Raw genomic sequence first — 22,505 nt, forward strand, 5'->3', positions numbered from 1 at the left:
ATGGATAAAGATTTAAGCCTTGCCGTACTAATAGATGGCGATAACATTCCCTCCAAATATGTCAAAGAAATGCTGGAGGAAATTGCGAAATATGGAAACCCCAGCATTAAAAGAATCTACGGAGACTGGACCAAGCCAAGTTTGGTAAAATGGAAGGATGTCCTTCTTAAAAATGCGATAACACCTGTTCAACAATACGGATACACCACCGGCAAAAACGCCACGGACAGTGCGATGATCATAGATGCGATGGACATCTTGTATACCGGGAAGGTAAATGGTTTTGCCCTGGTGTCGAGCGACAGTGATTTTACGCGTTTGGCAATACGATTAAGGGAGGCCGGTATGACAGTTTTTGGAATTGGAGAACGAAAGACCCCAGATCCCTTTATAGTGTCCTGTGATAAGTTTATATACCTTGAAATATTACATAAAGCCCCTGTAGGCGATGCCAACGACACAGAAAAAAATAGCAAGAGTAAAATAGATAAGATCACTCCCAAAGTGATAGACCTTATCCTAACTACCATAGCAGATGTGGAGGATGAGGAGGGGTGGGCCTTTTTAGGTGAAGTTGGTACACTCTTGCAAAAAAAACAACCCAATTTTGATGCCAGGAACTACGGGTTCCGAAAATTGACCCCTTTGGTCAAATCCTTGAACCAAATTGAAATTGGCTCCAGAAAAAACCCAAAGGGCAATGGAAACTTGATTTACGTAAGGACGAAGTCCTAATGAGACAGATAAGCTATGAGACCACTTTCAATATCAAAACTGATAACAAACAGGGATACCCCATCGCTTACACGGTACTTAAACGACATAGCCCGTATCCCGATGATCACGGAAGATGAAGAGGTGGCTCTAGCTATACGAATAAGACACGGGGACACATGGGCCATGGAAAAATTAGTGTCTGCCAATTTGAGGTTTGTAGTATCCGTTGCCAAACAATACCAATCAAGAGGGCTTAACCTCCATGACCTTATCAACGAGGGCAATCTCGGATTGGTCAAAGCGGCTACAAAATTTGACGAGACCCGTGGCTTCAAATTTATTTCCTACGCGGTTTGGTGGATACGGCAAGGCATTATTCAGGCACTTTCCGAAAAATCGAGGATGGTTAGATTGCCCCTGAATAAAATAAATGTCATAAATAAAATAAAAAAAGCTTCTTCCCATTTTGAACAATTGCACCAAAGATCGCCCACCGCAGAGGAAGTATCGGAACTTATTGATTTCTCATTATCCGAGATTCAGGTTTGTATGCAGCACGCTTCATGGCCTATTTCAATGGACGAATCATTGCAAGTCGGGGATGGGGAGCTAAATCTGTACGACATTATTCCATCAAACCAGTTGGAAAGTCCTGAACAAAACATGATAGGCCAATCGTTACATGCCGAAATAGATGGTATTTTGAACATGCTGGATTACAGGGAAGCCTTTGTGATCAAAATGTTTTTTGGCGTTGGCAATAGCGAATCCATGGGAATTCAACAAATTGCTTTAGAGTTAAAACTGAGCGAGGAAAGAGTTCGACAAATAAAGGTAAAGGCTTTGTGCCGTCTAAGAAAATCTTCAAATATTGGGTTTTTAAAGGAATACATGGTTTGAACACCCTAACTCTATCAAGAGTCTTCAAAGACAAAACCTCCTTTTTAATTTTTGATTAGGAGGAATGGGGATTGGATTCCTTGGTACTGTCAGTATTTAGGTTAGTTTTTCTCAATTAGATAGGAAACAATGGTTTTGACACGGCTTCCTTTGGCACTTGTAAATTCGTAGAAATCGGAAAAACCGAATACACTCCCATCTTCCATCAACATTTCACCATTTATGGCGGCTTCCTTTCCGTGGGTGATTATGCTGTGAATTGTTAATTCGCACACTTTGTTTTGACGCATTTCCTGTAATACTGTTCTAAATTGCCCTTTTCCATTTACGGTTTTTTTTCCGACTAAAGTCCATGTGATATGGGTATCCAAAAACTCCACGGCCTTTTCTATATCGTTGGAGGCAAAATAGCAAGTAAGGTGTTTGACCAGCTCTTTTTTTGGGGCATTTCCACAGTCGGGCTTTATATTCAATTTCACTTTAGATGGATTATTGCAGTTATCAGTAGTCAATTTTAAGCAATTGTATTGTAATGGTCATGGAAATTAGATGTTCCATTGCGGGTATCAGTGCCCTTTACAGGGATTTCATCAGGTAAGATTTGTATATCCTCTTGATATTTTTTTACCAACTTAATAATTGGAGCAGTGTCCATTGTACTTCCTGCTGTGGCTACCCGAAGTATATTGTCACAATCTTCCAAATCAAAATTAATTTCACAAGAAGGAAATTCCTTTTGGAGTTTGCCCAAAAGGAATTCCGCTTTTTCAATAGTGGTTACCGAGGTACAAAACACCTCTACAATTGTTGTTTGTTGTCCATTGAAACTGTTGCCCATATTGCGGTTTATAAAATTGATGGGGTTACTAGCTTTGTGGATTATAGTTTACCATCCAGTGAATACCGAACTTGTCAACAAAACTCCCGAAATAATCGCCCCAAAATTGATTGGCCATTGGCATTTCAATTTCTCCTCCTTTTGATAGACCATTGAACAAACGGTCTGCCTCTTCCTTGCTCTCCGGATGAATGGAAATGTAGGAGTTATTGCCTTTTTTTAGGGAATGTCCCATGGAGGGAACAATGTCCGATGCCATTAAAATAGTATCGTTTGATAGTGGCAATGAGATATGCATGATGCGATTTTTCTCTTCTTCAGATAGTTTCTCGGCATCAGGGGCATCTCCCATTTTCATATTTGCTATAAAATCCCCGCCAAATACTGTCTTATAAAAGTTAAATGCTTCCTCTGCATTTCCGTCAAAATTTAAATACGTGTTTACTTTCATTGTTTTTGATCTTTAGTATTAATGTTTTTAAAAATTCATTGTTTGTAATATTTCTTTTGTACGTCATTCCGAATTCCTATCCATTGGGCAGTCAGTCAGGGTATTTATAAATCTCATTACACTGAAAATCAGATTACCCGGGCATTTTTTCCATGTCCATATACAACATACTCCATCGGTGTCCGTCCAAATCTTCAAAACCAAAAGCGTACATCCAACCATCGGATTCACCAGGTTCGGCAAAGATTTTGCCACCGGCTTTTTGTACTGTTTTAGCCATTGTATCCACTTCCGATTTACTCTGGGCATCTATATTGATCAATACTTCCGTTCCTTTTTGGGTGTCACTGATTTCATTCTGCGCAAACCCTTTAAAAGTGTTCTCTGGAAATAACATCAACACAAAATTGTTTTCCCCTATATAGAAACTTCCCAAATGCTCGGCATTTTTATGCCTTGGGTTTTCTTTAAATCCGATGGCTTTAAAAAATTCCTTCGATTCTTTAATGTCCTTTACGGGTAGGTTCAACCAAATAGTTTTCATGTTTTTTAGTTTAAGTTATGTTCTCCGCCTGCTTGATGCAGGGATTATTTGTTCAAATTGCAGAAGAGGTTAAATAAGTGCCCATCCAAATCGGCGAAGACACCAACGTAATAACCGTTATCGTCGTAAAAACTTTTTCTGTCCTTCCTAGGGTCAAAACGAATGGTTCCCCCTATCTCTTTAACTTTTTCTATGCACTCGTGGATTTCTTCCTTGCTTTCCGCGGAGAGGGTGAACATAATTTCATTGCCTTGGCTTAGGTCGGACACCTCTCCTTCAAGACTTGTTTTTAGCTTTTCTTTTTTAAAAAAGTGAATAACAAACGCATCCTCTCCGAACAAAAAGCTTACCAAATCTTTTGAGGGAGTTCCGTTTTGCTTAAACCCCAATGCCAGATAAAACTCTTGTGTTCTTTCAATATTTTCTACGCCCAGATTTGCCCAGATTTGTTTAGGTGTCATTTTTTATGGTTTTAATGATTTGTTGTAGATGGATGTGGCGCTGTGTATGTACGGTATTAAAGCCGATCCATTCAAGGCGGGTAAATGGCCCATATTCTGGGATTTCAAAATCCAGACAGGTTTTTGACAGGTCCATATTCTTGGAATTTGTATTGACCCATTGAATTTTCTCTTCCAAACTAGTAAGAAGACGTTTTTTGTCAATGGGGTCATTTGTTGGAACAATCGCTTTGGGCGAATCCATTTTGATGTCAAAATTTAAAAACAACGCACGTATTTCAGCCAGTTTTTGGTCTGGGGGGCGTTGGGTATCTTCAACTTCTCCCAGCAAAATTTTGGATACTTCGTATGATTTCTCCAAATGATCACCGACCTGCCCGGCGGTCCAACTATTTTTGGTGGGCTTTATATTGAGTTGCTCATTGGTCAACGAAGAGAGCAGCTCAATAAGCGTTGAGGTCGCGGTATCATACGCTTTTAAAATATTCCTGTCCATATTTTTTGCTTTGTACGTTAGCAGCACATTGCCACATTTAAAAGATTTGGCGCTTACTAAATTGAGTTGTTGCTGTTTCCCGGTTTTAAACAAAGGTGTTCCTTTTCCCAGCACCACAGGATTTACAATAATTCGGTATTCATCTATTAAATTGTGTTTTATAAATGAAGAGGCTATATTGGCCCCAGCGAACAACACCATGTCCTTCCCTGGTTTTTCCTTCTCTTTTTGTATTTCTTCGGTGACGTTTCCGCGAGCTATTCTGGCATTCATTTTTGCCTTTTGTAGGGTTGTGGAGAATACAATTTTGGGTGTTTGGTTCATTATGTCTGCAAATTCACCTTTTTGATCGGGCCAATAATCAAGCATCAACTCATACGATTTTCTACCATAGATAAAAGTGTCGATGGTTTGCAAAAAACCCATCATATAAGCTTGCATTTCATCATCCCAAACGTGCCAATTGATATCATTGTCCACCCCTTCAATATAACCGTCGATGGACACTAGCATAGATAAAATAACCTGTCTCATAACACTTGTTTTCTATTTAACAATCAAGGAGTTACCAAAGATATGTGTACTAATTTGTACTTTGGGGGTATATTTACGTCAATATAACGGGTTGATTACGACAGCAACTTAATATACCTTTGAATTAAAGTTAATCAATTGATTTTCAGCAAATGAAACATATATCGATACTTGTTCCAGAAGGCGATTCAAGCCTGAGCAATTTGGAGGCAACCTTTAAAATGTTCAATATGACCAATAGTGCCCTGCAAAGAGCGGGCAAAGCCCCAATGTTTGCCACTCACCTTGTGGGCGCACAAAAAACAGCGAGGTTAAGTAACGGGATGTTCAATATTATACCAAATACCACTATTGAAGATATAAAGAAAACCGACTTGATCATTATTCCTGCAATTCATGGTGATTACAAGGAGGTAGTTACTAAAAACAGTGCACTTATTCCTTGGATCAAAGATCAATATAGCAATGGTGCCGAAGTGGCGAGTCTGTGCATTGGTGCATTTATATTGGCAGGTACAGGTTTGCTCGATGGAAAGGAATGTGCCACGCATTGGCTGGCAGCAAGTGAGTTTAGGGAGATGTACCCCAAAGTAAATCTGGTGGATGATAAAATCATCACCGATGAGAACGGTTTGTACACTAGCGGGGGAGCCTATTCGTCTTTAAACCTAAACCTTTATTTAGTGGAAAAGTTTGCTGGTCGCGATATGGCGGTGCTATCTTCAAAAGTTTTTGAAATAGACATAAGCCGTGTCAGCCAATCGCCTTTTATCATCTTCAAAGGGCAAAAATCCCATAACGATAAGGAGGTTTTAAGGGCTCAGGAATTTATCGAACAAAATTATCAAGATAAAATAACCGTTGATGAGCTATCCGATAAAATTGCGGTGAGCCGAAGAACTTTCGAGAGGCGTTTTAAAAAGGCTACCTCAAACACGGTTATCGAATACCTGAAGCGTGTTAAAGTGGAAGCTGCCAAGAAAGAACTGGAAAAAGGAAGAAAAACGGTCAACGAAGTAATGTATGAAGTTGGGTACAACGACCCCAAAGCGTTTAGGGATACTTTTAAGAAGATTACGAACATGACGCCATCAAAATATTTAAATAAGTACAGTAGGGCAGTTGCAATTTGATATAATGTAGCCTGTTGTGCATTTTGAAGGCTTCATACGCCAAAGGCCGTCAATTCCAGTGAAAATCCAAAGGGATTTTGCCTGCCGGCAAAGGCAGGTATCGAGAATCGGGTTTTGACCTGAAATTCTGGTTCTCGATACGATTTATTTTTTTTCGGCTTCAACTTCGCCCAACCACCGAAAATCACTCGAACTGACGAATGTCAATCATAATGCACAACAGGTAAAATACATTAAGAAGAATCCTTTCTTTTTCATAAGGATGAATAGCCGAACCGTTCAACTTTTCATTAAGGGTAATAATTCCATCTCTATTCAATTTCAGATTGACTAAGTATTTAGTAGATTTGAGAAGAAACCAACTATTCTACTAACTCATGACCTTAAAGCAACGCTCTTTTTATTTTCTTTTTATTTTTTTAGTAAGCTGTGTAACCTTAGCACAGGATTTCGAAGCATTACAATACCGAACCATAGGGCCCGCAAGGGGAGGAAGGGTAACCACCGTTACTGGAACAGCCATGCTCCCGGGGACTTTTTATTTTGGGGCCACTGGCGGAGGTGTTTGGAAAACAGATGACTATGGGACCACTTGGAACAATGTTTCCGATGGTTTCTTTAAAACACCCTCCATCGGCGCTATCGAAATCGCAGCCAATGATCCCAATATCGTTTATGTGGGAACAGGTTCCGATGGAATCCGTAGCAATATCATTTCAGGGAAAGGGGTGTACAAATCCATTGATGCGGGAAAAACTTGGGAACACATCGGATTGGAACATACAGGCCAGATCGGTGCCGTGGAAATAGATCCCACGAACAGCAACATTGTTTGGGTTGCTGCCATTGGAAATGCATTTAAACCCAACAAGGAACGTGGCATTTTTAAAACGACCGATGGAGGAAAAACATGGGAAAAGGTGCTTTATGTTTCCGAAGAAACAGGGTTCGCCGACTTGGAACTGCTCCCTGGTAACCCAAATGTTGTTTATGCTGCCGCTTGGAAGGCACGCCGCACACCTTGGACCATTGATTCGGGTGGAAAAAACAGCGAAGGCGGTATCTACAAATCAATCAACGGAGGTAAAGATTGGGAAAAACTGGAAAATGGTTTGCCAAAAGGGTTGATCGGTAAAATTGATTTAGCGGTTTCGCCAGCGGATTCAAAAATACTTTATGCCGTTGTAGAAGCACCAGGCGAAGATAGGGGATTGTATAAATCCGTAGATCAAGGAAAGTCATTTACACACGTTTCCGATGATGTGAGATTGGTGAACAGACCATTTTACTACACTAATATTGAACTGGACCCGACCAACCCCGATATCGTGTATTCCAATGCCAACCCATTGATAAAATCCATGGATGGAGGAAAAACATGGAAACGCATGAGTGTGCCCCACGGTGATAATCATGACATTTGGCTCAATCCGGACACCCCCGATTTATTGATCCAGTGTAACGATGGCGGGGCAAACGTTTCTCATAACGGAGGTAAAACATGGTCTACGCAGTACAATCAGCCCACGGCAGAGATCTACCAAGTTGCTGTGGATGACCAGTATCCATATTGGGTGTATGGTGCCCAGCAAGACAATACCACCTTGGCCATACCAAGCAGGGCGCCCAAAGCTACGACCACGCCCAATGAAAGCATTATGATGAATGTGGGCGGTTGCGAAACCGGTCCCGTGATCCCCATGCCGGGCAATCATTACATTGTTTATAACAACTGTAAGGGGCGCTTTAGCGTGTACAGCAAAAAAACGGGGCAAAGCCGCGAATATTCCATTGGTGCATCCAATATTTACGGACACAATCCTAAAGACTTAAAATATAGATTCCAGCGCGTAGCACCTATCCATGTATCCCCTTTTGATCCAGAAGTGGTGTACATGGGTTCTCAATTCTTGCACAAAACCAGCAATGGTGGCAAAAACTGGGAGATTATTTCCCCCGACCTTACGGCCAACGAACCCGACAAACAAGTTATTTCCGGAAATCCCATCACTCGCGATATTACCGGAGAAGAATATTACAGCACTTTGTATTCCATCAGAGAGTCAAAAATAAGCAAGGGCGTAATATGGACGGGCTCCAATGATGGGATTATTTCCATTACCAAGGATGGGGGCAAAACTTGGAAAAATGTTACGCCGAAAAAACTCCCCAAAGGAGGAAGGGTAGAGTCTGTGGAACCATCACAGTTCAATCCCGCCAAGGCTTACATTGCGGTGGATCGTCATTTATTGGGCGATGAAACACCTTACCTCTATAAAACAGAAGACTACGGTGAGAGCTGGGAGTTGATCAGTACCGAATCCAACGGAATCCCATCCGATTATACCGCAAGGGTTTTACGGGAAGACCCTGTTCGCGAAGGGTTATTGTATGCAGGTACCGAGTTTGGAATGTTTGTATCGTTTGATGATGGCGAGACTTGGAAAAAGTTTCAGCAAAACCTTCCGGTTACCCCAATTACTGATATTACGTTGTTCCGAGGAGATTTAATTTTGAGCACCATGGGGCGTGGTTTCTGGATTTTGGACAAGGTTACTACCCTTCAAGATGAGAATATTACACAATTGGGCGATACACCGGTGTTGTTCAGGCCTGATAATACCTACAGATACCAAACACCATGGGGCGGGGGCGATTTTCCAGAATACCCATCAACCAGCGTGATTATTGATTATTACCTCCCGTCTGACATTACAGAAGGGGTGAGTCTTCAAATTATGGATGCACAAGGTAAAGAGGTGGCAACCATTGTCAGTGATTCCACTAAATTGAAATCCACCACAGAAAAAGTGGAGGACATGAGCCTTAGCATGACCTTTGTTTACATGGATGAAAAACTGGAGACCAAAAAGGGCATCAACCGTTTTGAATGGAACCTGCAGCAAAAAGGAGCTTGGACAAAAAACAAGAAAAGACGCTACAAAAACGGGCCAATGGTATTGCCGGGAAAATATACCGCTAAATTAACGGTTGGTAACGAGTCTTTCGAGAAACCTTTTGAAGTGCTTATGGATCCTAGATTGGAAGAAGAAGGAGTTTATTTGTCAGACATGAAAGAGCAACAAGAGCTTCAGTTTAAGGTAATAGACCTATTATCGGATGCTAGACAACTTCAAGACAAGGTTGAGGAAAAAATTAAGGAACTGGAAAAAAACAATGCCACTGAATCCAGCTTAAAACAATACAAGGAAGCATTGAAACAACTCAAAAATGATGAGGGGGCCTATCCAGAAGTGGTAATGGTAGCCCAAATTTCGTATCTCTACTATATTTTAAGCGGTGCCGACAAAGTGCCGGGGCAAGAAGAAAAAGACAGCTATCAAGAGTTGTTGGCCCAATTCAATGAGCTTAAGCAAAAGGTTGTTCTGTAATTTAAAAAATTGTCAAAACAATCAGTACAATGTCAATTCGAGCGCAGTCAAGAATTTAATGATTGCTGTTAATCAATAGGTTTCGACTGCGCTCAACCTGACATAATGTATCTACGATCAATGCAGTTCCTCACAATGAAAACCTTGACTGTGCAGCAGTGAAGCAATGGATGGAGCCGTTACCCCTTGGGTCTCGACCCGGAGAATGTTGTCACAATCCTCCAGGTCAAAGTTCCAACACCCATCCTTGTTTACCAATTGGTTCAACAGGGGACGCAACTGCCTTACTTGCGATTCGCCCCAAACGGACGTCTTGAATACTAAAATAGTTTTCATCCCGGGTAAAATCTATCGTTCGTAGAAAAATGGAGGTTCAACTTCCAAGGCCCTCAAATAAACATACCCCTGACCGCGGTGGTGTACCTCATTGTCAATAAAATAAAAAATGGAAGACTGTACGGAACCTTCATACTGCCCAAAGAGTTTTACGTGTTCTTGAAAACGCTCCAAATCAATCTGGCTCCATAGTTTATTGATTTCCTCCGTATCCTGATCCCATTTTTCCAAAAACTGGGCCTTTGTGCTGCCGTAGTCCTTGTTTTCATCAAAATCACCGATTTTGCCCGAAACAATTTCGGTAAGTCCGGGAACGGCAATGGCAAAAAGTTCCTTTACCATTTCAGAAAAAGGGCGCATTCCACCAATACTGTAATTAAAGAACTCTTTTTCCGGAAAGGCTTCGATTACCCTTCGGGTAAGTGCTCTATGGCCTTGGTAATGTTCCAAAAATTGTGTTGGGGTAATCACTTGTGCTTCGGTTTGCTTTTTAGTAATGTTTTCCATGATGCTTTGTTTTTTTAAGGTTTATTGTTTCTGAAACCAAAAGTATGAGGGGGATGTGACAGCCCTTTGTCAGCAGAAAAAAAAGAGTAGGAAAAAAGTTCATGACAAGCAGTTGTCACTCTGCCTGCCTAGTTTTGACATGGATTTAATAGTAAAAAATGAATCAAGATGAGCAAGAAAAGATCTCCCGTCCTTGGATTGAAATCCTATCTTTGGGAGATAGCTCACACAATTATGGGAATGGATACCGCAAAACGTTTTGATAGGATAGTTGCCATTTTAATACAGTTGCAATCCAAGCGGATTGTAAAGGCCCAAGAACTGGCAGACCGATTTGATGTGAGCCTACGTACCGTTTACAGGGACATTAGGACTTTGGAAGCCTCGGGCGTGCCCATTGTAAGCGAGGCAGGTGTGGGCTATACCATTATGGAAGGGTACCGTTTGCCCCCGGTAATGTTTACCCGCGAAGAAGCTGGAAGCTTTGTGGCCGCTGAAAAACTCATGCAAAAGTTTACCGATAAATCCCTTGGGGCTTACTACGAGTCGGCCATGTACAAACTTAAATCGGTGTTGCGCGGAAAGGAAAAGGATTGGGTGGAAACCTTGGAGTCCCAGGTGTCCATAGTGCCGGGGCAGGTTTTGTTCAATGAAAAGGTGACCAATGCCCTTGAAATTTTGTTCGAGAGTATTGCAGAGCGGAAGCAGGTTTTTTTAAGATACGAATCATTACGGGAAGAAACCCCATCCGAACGTAGGATAGAACCCGTTGGACTTTTTCATGAAAATGGATTTTGGTACATATTGGGCTATTGTCATTTGCGGACAGATTACAGGCATTTTCGAACAGATAGAATTCACCGAATAGCTAGAACATCATTGGATTTTATGCTGGAACATGGCACTATTGATGAGCACCGGAAGAAAAGAGAGGAGGTCAGCAGAACAAAAGTGAAGATATTGGTCGATAAATCTGTGGCCAAGTATATTCGCAATCAAAGCAAGTACTATGGCCTAATTTCAGAAGAAGTCAAGGGAAAAGAAGTGGAAATGACCTTTATGACAACCGATTTGGAAAATGGCTTTGCCAGATGGTACCTGATGTTTGGGGATTATGCCAAGATTATTGAACCGGAAGCATTAAAAGAAAGAGTGGGCGATATCCTGAAAAAAAGCCAAGAAATGTTGTTCGCTTAATTTTAATAAAGATGGATTTGTTCACCAATCAAATAAACCCCGATAAGAATTGGTTGCCAAAAGATGGCGTGGTAAATTATTATGGCCCGATCATGAAGCATGAAGAAGCCAATCACTATTTTCAACAACTTTTTGATACCATTGCATGGAAGAACGATGTAGCCTTGATGTATGGAAAAAGAATTGAGACCAAGCGAAAAGTGGCTTGGTATGGCGATGAGCCTTTTGAATATACCTATTCCAATTACACCAAAAAAGCATTGCCTTGGACTCCAGAATTATTGAAGCTGAAGGAGCTTGCCGAAAAATTAACTAAAGAAACCTATAATTCATGTCTGCTCAATCTGTACCATTCCGGGGAAGAAGGCATGGCATGGCACAGCGATGCCGAGAAAGATTTGAAGAAAAATGGCGCCATTGCCTCCCTTAGTTTTGGAGCTGAACGTAAGTTTGTTTTTAAGCACAAAGAATCCAAGGAAAAGGTAGGGTTGACCCTCGACCATGGGAGCCTTTTAGTAATGAAAGGGAGTACCCAAAGCCATTGGCTCCATCGGTTACCGCCAACTAAGTTGGTGAAAACACCAAGAATCAACCTTACCTTTAGAACAATAGTGATGTAATGCCTTAATTACTTAAAACAAATTATTCTTTTTTTTATGAAAAATAAAGATCTAGTAACCTAGATACCCCATAAAATGAATAGTTTGCATACTTAAATTATAAAGCATTCGACCCAGTTCCTATTACTCAAGAAGAATAAATAAAAAAAACATAAAAACCTGAACAATGAAAAACACCTTTTTAATGCTTTTGGCCATTGGGACATTCTTAAGTGTTCAAGGACAAACCATTGACGTTATTTCGTATAACATTCGATATGACAACCCTGATGATGCCCCCAACAATTGGGACAACCGAAAGGAGTTTCTCATCTCACAGCTTAATTTCTACAATCCGGATGTATTTGGTATTCAAGAGGGGCTGATTCATCAAGTAAAAGAAATTGATAATGGTTTAAAGGACTACGCTTATTTTGGCGTAGGACGCGACCATGGTGATGAAAGAGGGGAGCACACGGCCATCTTCTACAACAAAGAAAGGGTGAAACTTATTGAACAATCTACTTTTTGGCTTTCCCTAACCCCTGATGAACCGTCCAAAGGATGGGATGCTGCTTTGCCCCGAACCTGCACCTACGGTATTTTTAAAAATAAAAGTGATGGCACCAAGTTTATGGCTTTCAATACTCATTTTGACCATGTTGGGGTGAAAGCAAGGGAGGAAAGTTCCAGGCTCATCCTCGAAAAAATAGAGGAATTGAACACCGAAAACCTTCCGGTGGTCTTGATAGGCGATTTTAATTTGGAAAGCAACAGTAGGGGTGTGCGGGTAATTTTGGGTAAAATGGCGGATGCACACATTGCTGCCGGGAATAATGCTTTTGGCCCTCAAGGAACTTTCAATGGCTTTGAATTCAATAAACCTGTGGAACGCAGAATAGATTATATTTTTGTTTCTGATAGCTTTGAGGTGCTTAAGAGTGCCATTTTGAGCGACTCCAAGGATACCCGATATCCCTCCGATCACTTGCCCGTTTTTGCGCGGTTAAAGTATTGAATCGAATCAAATGGTCAACACTTTTGATGACTTTTTTAATTGGTTTCAGGATGAATTACCCGCTTCTTATTTGTATTGATTTTAAGTAACTTGGGAAAAACTAAAAACAATGTTAATTTTTCACGGAAGTTTAATATAATATTCCATTTTGTTGCAAGAAATATTTAACTTCAAAAGGAATTAATCAACATCATGGCGAAATTTACACTTAACATCAACGGAACAAAGCAGGAGGTCGATGTGGATCCATCCACACCGGTACTCTGGGTTTTAAGAGACCATTTAAACTTGGTCGGAACAAAATACGGATGCGGAATAGCTCAATGTGGAGCCTGCACCATTCATTTGGATGGGACTGCTACGCGAGCCTGCATGACAACAATATCATCCGTAGGAAACTCCAAAATCACTACAATAGAAGGATTGTCAGAAGAAGGCGATCACCCAGTTCAAAAAGCTTGGCTGGAAGTCGATGTGCCCCAATGCGGGTACTGTCAGGCTGGTCAAATTATGACAGCTTCCGCTCTTTTGGAAAAAAACCCAAACCCAACAGACGAAGAAATTGAAATGGCCATGAACGGCAATATCTGCCGTTGTGGTACCTATACCAGAATCAAAAAGGCCGTAAAACTGGCGGCTAAATCATAAACCCATAAAACTAGTATAATGACACTTGTTAAGACAAAAATTGGACGACGGGCCTTTATTCGAAATACAGGATTGGCCAGTGGTGGACTTGTTATCGGGTTTAGCTGGTTAGCTTCTTGTAAAATGACTCCGGAGCAGGTAAATAGCCTGCCAGATGAGTGGTTTGAACTCAACGGTTTTCTCAAAGTAGGGGATAATGGTATGGTGACCATCATGTCGCCCAACCCCGAAATAGGTCAGAATGTAAAAACATCCATGCCTATGATCGTGGCAGAAGAGCTCGATATCGCATGGAAAGATGTATTGGTGGAACAAGCTCCATTGAACACCGATATTTTCACACGGCAATTGGCCGGTGGTAGTCAGTCCATCAGACAAGGATGGGAAAGTTTAAGAATGGCCGGAGCCACTGCAAGACACATGTTGAAAGAAGCAGCAGCACAGGCTTGGGGCGTTTCGGCAGATGAAATTACCACGAAAGATGGTGTGCTGACCCACGAAGCAAGCGGAAATTCCGCAGGCTATGGAGATATGGCGTCCGCTGCAACCGGTATTGAAGTGCCCGAAGAGGTACAGTTAAAAGACAATGGTAACTTCTCTATTATAGGTACGGATAAGAAAAATGTGGATGGTAAAAAGATAGTTACCGGTAAACCACTTTTTGGATTGGATGTGTATAAAGACGGGATGCTTACCGCCATGATCGTGCACCCGCCTGCTTTTGGTATGAAATTCAAGAGCATGAATGCAGAATCGGTAAAGTCCATGCCCGGAATAAAAGATGTTTTTCACTTTGAGGCATATCCCGAAGATGTAGAAAAACAATGGTCGGATGGAGGTGCTATCCCAGAACTGGTCGCCATTGTAGGCAACAGTACATGGGAATGTATGCAGGCCAAGAAAGCATTGAATGTGGAGTGGGAAGAAGTGTCCAAATTGGAAAGTACCTCTTACCATGAAGAAGCTCTTGCATCACTTTTGGAAAAACCCCAAGAAGAACCAGCAAGAAAGGATGGAGATGTGGAGGCAGCTTTTAAAAAAGCGGCAAAAATTGTTGAAAGTACCTATTCAGCACCCTATTTGGCCCATAATACCATGGAGCCCATGAACTTTTTTGCGCACGTTACCCCAGAAAAGGCGGAATTGTTGGGTCCAATACAGACTCCTGAATTTTTAGAACAGACATTGGTGTCCAGATTAGGTATGCCAGCAGAAAAGATAGATGTAATGATGACCCGCATGGGCGGAGGTTTTGGCCGTCGCTTATATGGAACTTTTGCAGTGGAGGCAGCAGCGATTTCCCAAAAAATGAATGCTCCGGTGAAATTGGTGTACTCTAGGGAAGATGATATGACCCAAGGTACCTACCGACCCTCTTACAAAGTAAAATACAAAGCGGGCTTGGACGAGAACGGAAACCTGATTGCTTGGCATGTGCGCGGAGCAGGTACCAACGATGACCTTATCTTTGAAAACCGTTTTCCTGCAGGAGCCGTGGACAACTATTTGGCTGAAAAGCACAGCTTGGAAACCAATGTGACCACTGGAGCATGGAGAGCACCACGTTCCAACTTTATTGCAGGGGCCGAACAAGCCTTTATGGATGAGGTGGCAGAAGCGGCAGGCAAAGACCCATTGGAATTTCGTTTGGAACTTTTCGATAGAGCCATAAACAATCCTGTGGGCGACCCAGAGAAAAATGATTATGACCCAGAACGTTATGCGGGAGTGCTGAAACTTGTCAAGGAAAAATCCAATTGGAACACCGAAACAGGCGAATCCCGTGGTGTAGCAGCATATTACTGTCATAATTCCTATGTGGCCCAAGTATTGGAATTGGAAAATGGCGGCGGCGATATACCGAGAGTTAGTAAAGTGACCTGTGCCGTGGATTGCGGTATCGTAATTAATCCATTGGCTGCAAAAAACCAGATTGAAGGTGGGATAGTAGATGGTATTGGCCACTCAATGTACAGTGCGTTGACTTTCGAGGAGGGTAAACCAGAGCAATCAAATTTTGATACCTATCGTCTCATGCGCAATTCCGAAGCACCCAAAGATATAGAAGTGCATTTTGTTGATAACGGCATTGATCCAACCGGTTTGGGAGAGCCTTCCTTACCACCTGTCATAGCCGCATTATCCAATGCATTGTACAAAGCAAAAGGAAGACGTTTCTACAAACAACCTTTCATTAATGACAAACCACCGTTAGTAGGTTAATCACATTGATTTAAATATTAGAGAGAAGCTGGCCAGTAGATGTTTTTTACTGGCCAGCTTTCGTTTACAATTACTTTTATTTTACTTTTTTATATGTAACTATTTGATATTCAAAAAAATATGATCAATAAAAATTTTTGTAAAAAAAGTTGCAGTATTGGATTTTTAGTTATGTTTGCCCCATAAATGAGTCCACCGAATATGGACGCATTGCCTATAAGCTTTGAAGACTTTTTTCATGTTCGGGCTTTTGGGGATAAGAAAGTCTACCCAAAAAGCCGTCTTAAGATCAAGACACCGGATATACGGGCTGACTTTCGAAGAGCTATATCATATTGACCGTGATTTTTCACGGAATCCTTACTTTGTACCATATACCATTTTTGAATTTCGTATCTGAAAACATTGATTTTCAGGCCTCCTATTTTATTAATATCTTATAATACAATTACGAAATTTAAATGAAAACGAAATACATCGACTTAATCGAGCAAACCTATGATTTTCCCCAAGAGGAATTTCAGTTGGAAGACAATAAATTACAATTCCATGGAATAGATCTTTATGGTTTGGTGCAACGTTACGGGACTCCTTTAAAGTTTACCTATTTGCCCAAAATATCCGAGAATATCCAAAGGGCAAAGGGTTGGTTCAATACAGCTATCAAAAATCATAACTACCCAGGCAAATACCATTATTGTTATTGTACCAAAAGCTCACATTTTGAGCATGTTTTGAATGAAGCCCTTAAAAATGACATTCATATAGAGACTTCATCGGCTTTTGATATCAATATTGTTGAGCATTTGAAGAGTGCTGGCAAAATCACAAAAGACACCTATGTGATCTGTAATGGTTTTAAAAGGGATCAATACATCCAAAACATTGCAAAGATAATCAATGAAGGCCATCGGAACTGTATCCCGATAATTGATAATTACGAGGAAATTAATTTGTTGGGCGAAGTAATTGATGGAAAATTCCAGATTGGAATCCGAATTGCCTCCGAAGAAGAGCCCAAGTTTGAGTTTTATACCTCTAGATTGGGTATCGGCTATAAAAACATAGTGCCTTTTTTCAATCAATCCATAAAACCCAACAAACAAGTTGAGTTGAAGATGCTTCACTTCTTCATTAATACGGGAATACGGGACACGGCATACTACTGGAACGAACTTTTAAAGTGCTTAAAGGTCTATATCAACCTAAAAAAAGTGTGTCCAACATTGGATAGCTTGAACATTGGTGGCGGTTTTCCGATCAAAAACTCCTTGGCCTTTGAATACGATTATGAATACATGGTAGACGAGATTATCCATCAAATTGCCCAGGCATGTCAAGAAGCAGGCGTGGAGCCCCCCAATATTTTTACTGAATTTGGAAGCTTCACCGTTGGGGAGAGTGGTGGAAACATTTACGAGGTACTCTACCAAAAGCAACAGAACGACCGAGAAAAGTGGAACATGATCAACTCATCTTTTATAACCACCATGCCAGATTCTTGGGCTATTAGCAAAAGGTTTATTATGTTGGCCATAAACCGTTGGAATGATGAATATGAGCGTATTCTTCTGGGAGGACTTACCTGTGATAGCGATGATTATTATAACTCGGAGCAGCACATGAACGCCATTTATCTTCCCAAATATAGAAAGGACAAGCCCCTTTACATTGGATTTTTCAATACAGGTGCTTACCAAGAAACCATAGGTGGTTTTGGCGGATTGCAGCATTGCTTGATTCCCCATCCTAAACACATTCTCATTGACAAAGATGAGGAGGGGAGTATAAAAACATCGGTATTTGCAGAGCAACAAACAGCTGATGAGTTTTTGTCCATACTGGGATATGAAAACAAAAAGTCCACAGATATATGGGTAGAGGCCGAAGATGTATCGGTACCAAGCAATAACTGAAAAAAGAATTATCAAAAAAAAATGAAAACAGAAAGAACATACGCCGATATTCCAAAGGAATACGGCACGGCCGAAAAAGCTAAAGTAGTATTACTGCCAGTACCTTATGATGGTACCAGTACTTGGGGAAAAGGAGCGGACAAAGGTCCAGAAGCCTTTTTGGAAGCCTCGGAAAATATGGAGGTTTACGATATTGAAACGGATAGCGAAGTTTATAAACAAGGGGTTTACTTGGCAGATGCCATAGAAGATTTTGCATCGCCCGAAACTATGGTAGCAGCGGTACACAAAACCGTTAAAGAGTACATCAACCGAAACAAATTGGTGACCATGATAGGAGGTGAACATTCCATTTCCATTGGAGCCATTAGAGCTTTTAACGAATGTTATGAGGGACTCACCGTACTTCAGATCGATGCCCACGCCGATTTGCGCAAAGAGTACGAAGGCACAAAGTACAATCATGCCTGTGCCTTGTATGAGGCCAACGAGACCACAAATTTGGTACAAGTAGGTATTCGCAGTATGGATCATGCCGAGACATTGGTGATGGACAGGGACAAGGTGTTCTTTGCCCACGAAATGGTTTCCGATGATTTTTGGATGGATTCCGCCCTCGATTTAATGACGGACAATGTGTACATCACTTTTGATTTGGATGCCTTTGACCCATCCATATTGCCATCAACAGGAACACCGGAGCCAGGCGGACTGTTGTGGTACGAAACTCTTGACTTTTTACGAAGGGTTTTTAAAGAAAAGAATGTTGTTGGTTTCGATATCGTGGAATTGTGTCCAAATGATGTTGATAAATCCTCCGACTTTTTGGCAGCGAAGCTCTACTATAAAATGTTGAGCTATAAATTTTTAGAAAACAAAGATTTTACGGAGTAAAGATTTGAAGCAAATACACTGCCTTCAAAAATTCCAAAAAACATAGTAATTATAATGAGTAACAAAGGAGAAATATCACAATTTATACAAAAATACTTTTTGCACTTTAACTCTGCCGCCTTGGTGGATGCGGCCAAAGGCTATGAAGAGCAATTGAACAAGGGGTCCAAAATGTTGGTTTCCTTGGCTGGGGCGATGAGTACGGCCGAACTGGGCAAAATATTTGCGGAAATGATCCGTACCGATAAAGTTCATATTATATCTTGCACAGGAGCCAATCTCGAAGAGGATTTAATGAACCTAGTAGCACACTCCCACTACAAAAGAGTGCCCAACTACAGGGATTTGACCCCACAAGAAGAGTGGGACCTTTTGGAAAAAGGTCTAAACCGAGTAACTGACACCTGCATTCCCGAAGAAGAAGCCTTTAGAAGGCTGCAAAAACACATTTACGACATTTGGAAAGAGGCCGAAGCCAATGGCGAACGTTATTTTCCGCATGAGTTTATGTACAAACTCCTGCTTTCGGGTGTTTTGGAGCAGTACTACGAAATAGACATAAAGGACTCTTGGATGTATGCGGCAGCTGAAAAGAACTTGCCCATTGTGGTCCCCGGTTGGGAAGACAGCACCATGGGCAACATTTTTGCCAGCTACGTTATCAAAGGAGAACTAAAGGCCAGTACTGTAAAATCCGGTATAGAGTACATGACGTTTTTGGCCGATTGGTATCAGAAAAACTCGGAAAACGGTATTGGGTTCTTCCAAATTGGTGGAGGTATCGCAGGAGATTTTCCTATTTGCGTGGTGCCGATGCTCTATCAAGACCTGGAACAGACAGAAACGCCATTTTGGAGCTATTTCTGCCAGATCAGTGATTCCACCACAAGTTACGGGTCATACTCCGGAGCCGTTCCCAACGAGAAAATCACTTGGGGCAAATTGGATATTGATACACCCAAATTTATTGTAGAATCAGATGCGACCATTGTGGCACCCCTGATTTTTGCTTATTTACTAAACATGTAGCCATGAGAAAAGGACAAATACCAGTTTTAAAACGAGTGATCGTAGACTACAAAAAGTTGGATAAAAACATGCTCAACCTTCTTGTGGAAAAATTTCCCGATGGATACGATGATGATGACATTGTTACCTACCGGAACGCCAATAATGAGGTAGTGGAGTGTGTTGAGGTTCGTACCGAAGACACCGCCTATTTGGTAAAAGTTAGCAAACGTTTGGTGATGGCCATGGAGGATTTTGATGATTCGGACAACGATGATAGCGAAGACTCAGATTTGGATACTGATGAGCTTGAGGCTTCGGAAGAAGAATGAATTCTTGATTTACATATAATCTTTTATCAAAATGGAATCAAAGGCAATGGCCCTGCACTTGGCAGCTAGTATCAATATTCCAGCTTGCAGGAAGGCTTTGGACAAGGAACTTGTTTATGGTGATAGGGATGAACTTTTTTATTCCGATGCATCATGTTACCTTTATGTCTTCAGATACGGTGTTATTTCCTTTTTTGGATACAGTGAAGCGGACATAAGCCAACTTTTGAGCGAAATCAAGCCCTTTTGCAAGGAATGGCGGGAATCTTACATCACCGAAACCATGGATATGGAATTGGTATCGGATCGGGAAGAAGCAATCATAGACCACGATAGGGTAATATTGCCGGAGTCCAATGTAGAAGGTATTCGTTTGGCATTGTTGCATTTGTCGCAATCTGTGGCTCTGGATTATTTTGAGGGGCTATCGGAAGAGGCCATGAAAGAAACCCGACAACACACCACATATTTGGAGCAAAAAGGAAAGTTGGACATAGGAGGGAAAAAGTTGAAAAAGCATATCGCCAAAGTATTGAACATTAACAATCAAATTTCCGAAAACCTCTATATTTTTGATTCCCACGAAGTAGTTTGGGAAGATTTGGAGCTCGACCGATTGGACAAAGGTTTAAAACAAATCTTTGACCTAAAGGAAAGGTACCGAAATATAAAGGAACAAGGCAATGTGATCAAGGAAAACCTCAGTCTGTTCATGAATATTATGGACCATAGGGAAAGTAGCAGGCTTGAGTGGATTATTATTATCTTGATTTTGGTAGAGGTTGTGGACCTGTTCATTATGCGATTAATCAGTTAAATACATATTTGTTTTGAACGATTTTAAAATTTTGGGCAGCGAAGAATGGTGCCAGTTTGATGATTTGAGAATTCCGGCCATAAAGGCCAGAGTAGATTCAGGGGCAAAAACATCATCCATCCAAGCCAGTAAGATTAAAATTTTTAACAAAGGCCTGGAAGAATGGGTACGTTTTGAGGTAAACCCGGTTCAAGACAATAGAAGTATATCCATCTTATGTCAAGCTAAATTGGTCGATGTGCGTAGCGTTAAAAGCTCGCAAGGTATTGCAGAGGAGCGTCCCGTAATCAAGACCAATGTAAATATTGCGGGCAATGTCTTTGAAATTGAACTAACCTTGGCCAATAGGGATACCATGGAGTATCGAATGCTGCTTGGTCGTGAGGCGATCAATGGACGGTATTTGGTGGATCCATCCCAAAGTTTTGTGCAAGGAGATATTTCCGATGAGGACCTTGAGCAAAAGTACCAACCCTTCACTACGGAGAAAAAAGGACTCCGATTGGGGTTGTTGGCAAGCAACCCCAATCTTTATAGCAACAAAAGAATTATTGAGGCAGGCGAGATGCGGGGCCATAAAGTGGTTTTTTTGAATGTGGAGCACGTTTACATGAAATTGGATGCCGCAACTCCGGAGATTAGGTACCGTGGCGGAAACATTTTGGATAAGTTCGACGCCGTGATTCCAAGAATTAAACCCGCCGTTACTTTTTACGGTTGCGCTCTTTTAAGGCAGTTTGATACGTTGGGGGTGTATTGTCTAAACTCTGCTGACTCCATTGGTAGATCCAGGGACAAGCTTTTTGCGTCGCAATTGTTCTCCAAAAACGATATTCATATACCCACTACGGGCTTTGCCAAATCCCCGATGGATACCAAAGATCTTATTCGTATGGTAAGTGGTGCCCCACTCATAATTAAATTGTTGGAGAGTACCCAAGGAAAAGGAGTGGTCTTGGCCGAAACCAATAAAGCGGCGGAGAGTGTGATCAACGCTTTTAAAAGTGTACAGACCAACATTTTGGTACAAGAGTTCATCAAAGAAGCCAATGGACACGATATTCGTTGTTTTGTGGTGAACGGAAAAGTGGTGGCCTCCATGCAACGTACCGCAGAAAAAGGAGAGTTTAGGGCCAATATCCACCAAGGTGGGGCAGCATCAAAAGTTAAGATAACCCCAGAGGAGCGAAAATTGGCCATTAAATCTGCAAAGGTCTTTAACTTGGATGTTGCAGGGGTAGACCTTATCCGGTCTAACAAAGGCCCCTTGCTTTTGGAGGTGAATTCTTCACCGGGACTTCAAGGAATTGAAAATACTACCGGAAAGGATATTGCCAATGTGATGATAGAGACGATCGAGAAAAAATTGAAATATAAGCAATAAGGCTACTGATTTTACTCAATTATTTGAATTTCAAATAATTACCACATTTTAGATATATTTTCCTATACAAGGCTTCAAAAACACGAATATAAATTGAAAATGGGTATCCATAAACGGAAAAGCCCCATTGGTTAATTGTACCCCTTCCAAATCAAAGGAC

At 41.3% G+C, this 22,505-nt stretch carries 23 protein-coding genes; 15 read left to right on the forward strand and 8 right to left on the reverse strand.

Going from position 1 to position 22,505, the window contains the following annotated elements:
- Both VM932_RS10355 and VM932_RS10360 read left to right on the forward strand, forming a co-directional pair.
- Nucleotides 1-735, forward strand: coding sequence for an NYN domain-containing protein (locus VM932_RS10355; RefSeq protein WP_326278735.1), 735 nt, complete (start codon nucleotides 1-3; stop codon nucleotides 733-735).
- A gap of 15 nt (nucleotides 736-750) precedes the next feature.
- Nucleotides 751-1,617, forward strand: coding sequence for a sigma-70 family RNA polymerase sigma factor (locus VM932_RS10360; protein ID WP_326278736.1), 867 nt, complete (start codon nucleotides 751-753; stop codon nucleotides 1,615-1,617).
- A gap of 101 nt (nucleotides 1,618-1,718) precedes the next feature.
- Here the strand turns inward: VM932_RS10360 and VM932_RS10365 are convergent, their stop codons facing one another.
- The 6 genes from VM932_RS10365 to VM932_RS10390 form a co-directional block, all read right to left on the reverse strand.
- On the reverse strand, nucleotides 1,719-2,096 hold the full coding sequence (locus VM932_RS10365; RefSeq protein WP_326278737.1) for a nuclear transport factor 2 family protein: 378 nt from the start codon (nucleotides 2,094-2,096) through the stop codon (nucleotides 1,719-1,721).
- A gap of 35 nt (nucleotides 2,097-2,131) precedes the next feature.
- Nucleotides 2,132-2,455 carry a hypothetical protein gene (locus VM932_RS10370; protein WP_326278738.1) on the reverse strand — a complete coding sequence of 108 codons (324 nt, stop codon included), beginning with the start codon at nucleotides 2,453-2,455 and terminating at the stop codon, nucleotides 2,132-2,134.
- Nucleotides 2,456-2,483: 28 nt separating this feature from the next.
- On the reverse strand, nucleotides 2,484-2,906 hold the full coding sequence (locus VM932_RS10375; protein WP_326278739.1) for a VOC family protein: 423 nt from the start codon (nucleotides 2,904-2,906) through the stop codon (nucleotides 2,484-2,486).
- 133 nt (nucleotides 2,907-3,039) lie between these two features.
- On the reverse strand, nucleotides 3,040-3,450 hold the full coding sequence (locus VM932_RS10380) for a VOC family protein (RefSeq protein ID WP_326278740.1): 411 nt from the start codon (nucleotides 3,448-3,450) through the stop codon (nucleotides 3,040-3,042).
- Nucleotides 3,451-3,494: 44 nt separating this feature from the next.
- Nucleotides 3,495-3,911, reverse strand: coding sequence for a VOC family protein (locus VM932_RS10385; RefSeq protein ID WP_326278741.1), 417 nt, complete (start codon nucleotides 3,909-3,911; stop codon nucleotides 3,495-3,497).
- The gene (locus VM932_RS10390) at nucleotides 3,901-4,941 is read right to left on the reverse strand and encodes a dihydrofolate reductase family protein (RefSeq protein WP_326278742.1); all 1,041 of its coding nucleotides are present in this window, start codon (nucleotides 4,939-4,941) and stop codon (nucleotides 3,901-3,903) included. Before VM932_RS10390 ends, VM932_RS10385 begins: the two co-directional genes overlap by 11 nt.
- A gap of 152 nt (nucleotides 4,942-5,093) precedes the next feature.
- Here VM932_RS10390 and VM932_RS10395 point away from each other — a divergent pair, with 152 nt between their 5' ends.
- Together VM932_RS10395 and VM932_RS10400 are read left to right on the forward strand one after the other, a co-directional pair.
- Nucleotides 5,094-6,074 (forward strand): GlxA family transcriptional regulator, encoded by a 981-nt coding sequence (locus VM932_RS10395; protein WP_326278743.1) that lies wholly within the window; start codon nucleotides 5,094-5,096, stop codon nucleotides 6,072-6,074.
- A gap of 377 nt (nucleotides 6,075-6,451) precedes the next feature.
- Entirely contained in the window at nucleotides 6,452-9,466 is a 3,015-nt protein-coding gene (locus tag VM932_RS10400) for a VPS10 domain-containing protein (protein WP_326278744.1), read from the forward strand.
- 117 nt (nucleotides 9,467-9,583) lie between these two features.
- Here the strand turns inward: VM932_RS10400 and VM932_RS10405 are convergent, their stop codons facing one another.
- Together VM932_RS10405 and VM932_RS10410 are read right to left on the reverse strand one after the other, a co-directional pair.
- On the reverse strand, nucleotides 9,584-9,802 hold the full coding sequence (locus VM932_RS10405) for a hypothetical protein (protein WP_326278745.1): 219 nt from the start codon (nucleotides 9,800-9,802) through the stop codon (nucleotides 9,584-9,586).
- A gap of 12 nt (nucleotides 9,803-9,814) precedes the next feature.
- Nucleotides 9,815-10,309 (reverse strand): DinB family protein, encoded by a 495-nt coding sequence (locus VM932_RS10410; RefSeq protein ID WP_326278746.1) that lies wholly within the window; start codon nucleotides 10,307-10,309, stop codon nucleotides 9,815-9,817.
- Between the two features lie 234 nt (nucleotides 10,310-10,543).
- Here VM932_RS10410 and VM932_RS10415 point away from each other — a divergent pair, with 234 nt between their 5' ends.
- The 11 genes from VM932_RS10415 (at nucleotide 10,544) to rimK (ending at nucleotide 22,345) form a co-directional block, all read left to right on the forward strand.
- Nucleotides 10,544-11,506, forward strand: coding sequence for a helix-turn-helix transcriptional regulator (locus VM932_RS10415; RefSeq protein WP_326278791.1), 963 nt, complete (start codon nucleotides 10,544-10,546; stop codon nucleotides 11,504-11,506).
- A gap of 11 nt (nucleotides 11,507-11,517) precedes the next feature.
- Nucleotides 11,518-12,126: an alpha-ketoglutarate-dependent dioxygenase AlkB family protein gene (locus VM932_RS10420; protein WP_326278747.1), complete on the forward strand. Its 609-nt coding sequence runs from the start codon at nucleotides 11,518-11,520 to the stop codon at nucleotides 12,124-12,126.
- Nucleotides 12,127-12,292: 166 nt separating this feature from the next.
- Nucleotides 12,293-13,123: an endonuclease/exonuclease/phosphatase family protein gene (locus VM932_RS10425; protein WP_326278748.1), complete on the forward strand. Its 831-nt coding sequence runs from the start codon at nucleotides 12,293-12,295 to the stop codon at nucleotides 13,121-13,123.
- A gap of 192 nt (nucleotides 13,124-13,315) precedes the next feature.
- Entirely contained in the window at nucleotides 13,316-13,771 is a 456-nt protein-coding gene (locus tag VM932_RS10430; RefSeq protein WP_326278749.1) for a (2Fe-2S)-binding protein, read from the forward strand.
- Between the two features lie 18 nt (nucleotides 13,772-13,789).
- A complete protein-coding gene (locus VM932_RS10435) occupies nucleotides 13,790-15,994 on the forward strand; it encodes a xanthine dehydrogenase family protein molybdopterin-binding subunit (RefSeq protein ID WP_326278750.1) in 2,205 nt (734 codons plus the stop codon).
- Nucleotides 15,995-16,455: 461 nt separating this feature from the next.
- Nucleotides 16,456-17,910: an arginine decarboxylase gene (locus VM932_RS10440; RefSeq protein WP_326278751.1), complete on the forward strand. Its 1,455-nt coding sequence runs from the start codon at nucleotides 16,456-16,458 to the stop codon at nucleotides 17,908-17,910.
- 21 nt (nucleotides 17,911-17,931) lie between these two features.
- Complete coding sequence (gene speB, locus VM932_RS10445) at nucleotides 17,932-18,804, forward strand: agmatinase (RefSeq protein WP_326278752.1); 873 nt, start codon at nucleotides 17,932-17,934, stop codon at nucleotides 18,802-18,804.
- Nucleotides 18,805-18,858: 54 nt separating this feature from the next.
- A complete protein-coding gene (locus VM932_RS10450; RefSeq protein WP_326278753.1) occupies nucleotides 18,859-19,833 on the forward strand; it encodes a deoxyhypusine synthase family protein in 975 nt (324 codons plus the stop codon).
- Nucleotides 19,834-19,835: 2 nt separating this feature from the next.
- Nucleotides 19,836-20,144: a hypothetical protein gene (locus tag VM932_RS10455; RefSeq protein ID WP_163625719.1), complete on the forward strand. Its 309-nt coding sequence runs from the start codon at nucleotides 19,836-19,838 to the stop codon at nucleotides 20,142-20,144.
- A 31-nt stretch (nucleotides 20,145-20,175) separates the two neighbouring features.
- Complete coding sequence (locus VM932_RS10460) at nucleotides 20,176-20,961, forward strand: RMD1 family protein (RefSeq protein WP_326278754.1); 786 nt, start codon at nucleotides 20,176-20,178, stop codon at nucleotides 20,959-20,961.
- A 13-nt stretch (nucleotides 20,962-20,974) separates the two neighbouring features.
- Nucleotides 20,975-22,345 carry a 30S ribosomal protein S6--L-glutamate ligase gene (rimK, locus tag VM932_RS10465; protein ID WP_163625717.1) on the forward strand — a complete coding sequence of 457 codons (1,371 nt, stop codon included), beginning with the start codon at nucleotides 20,975-20,977 and terminating at the stop codon, nucleotides 22,343-22,345.
- Nucleotides 22,346-22,505 lie beyond the last annotated feature (160 nt).

The organism is Flagellimonas halotolerans, assembly GCF_035818535.1.
In the GTDB taxonomy this organism is placed as follows: domain Bacteria; phylum Bacteroidota; class Bacteroidia; order Flavobacteriales; family Flavobacteriaceae; genus Flagellimonas; species Flagellimonas halotolerans.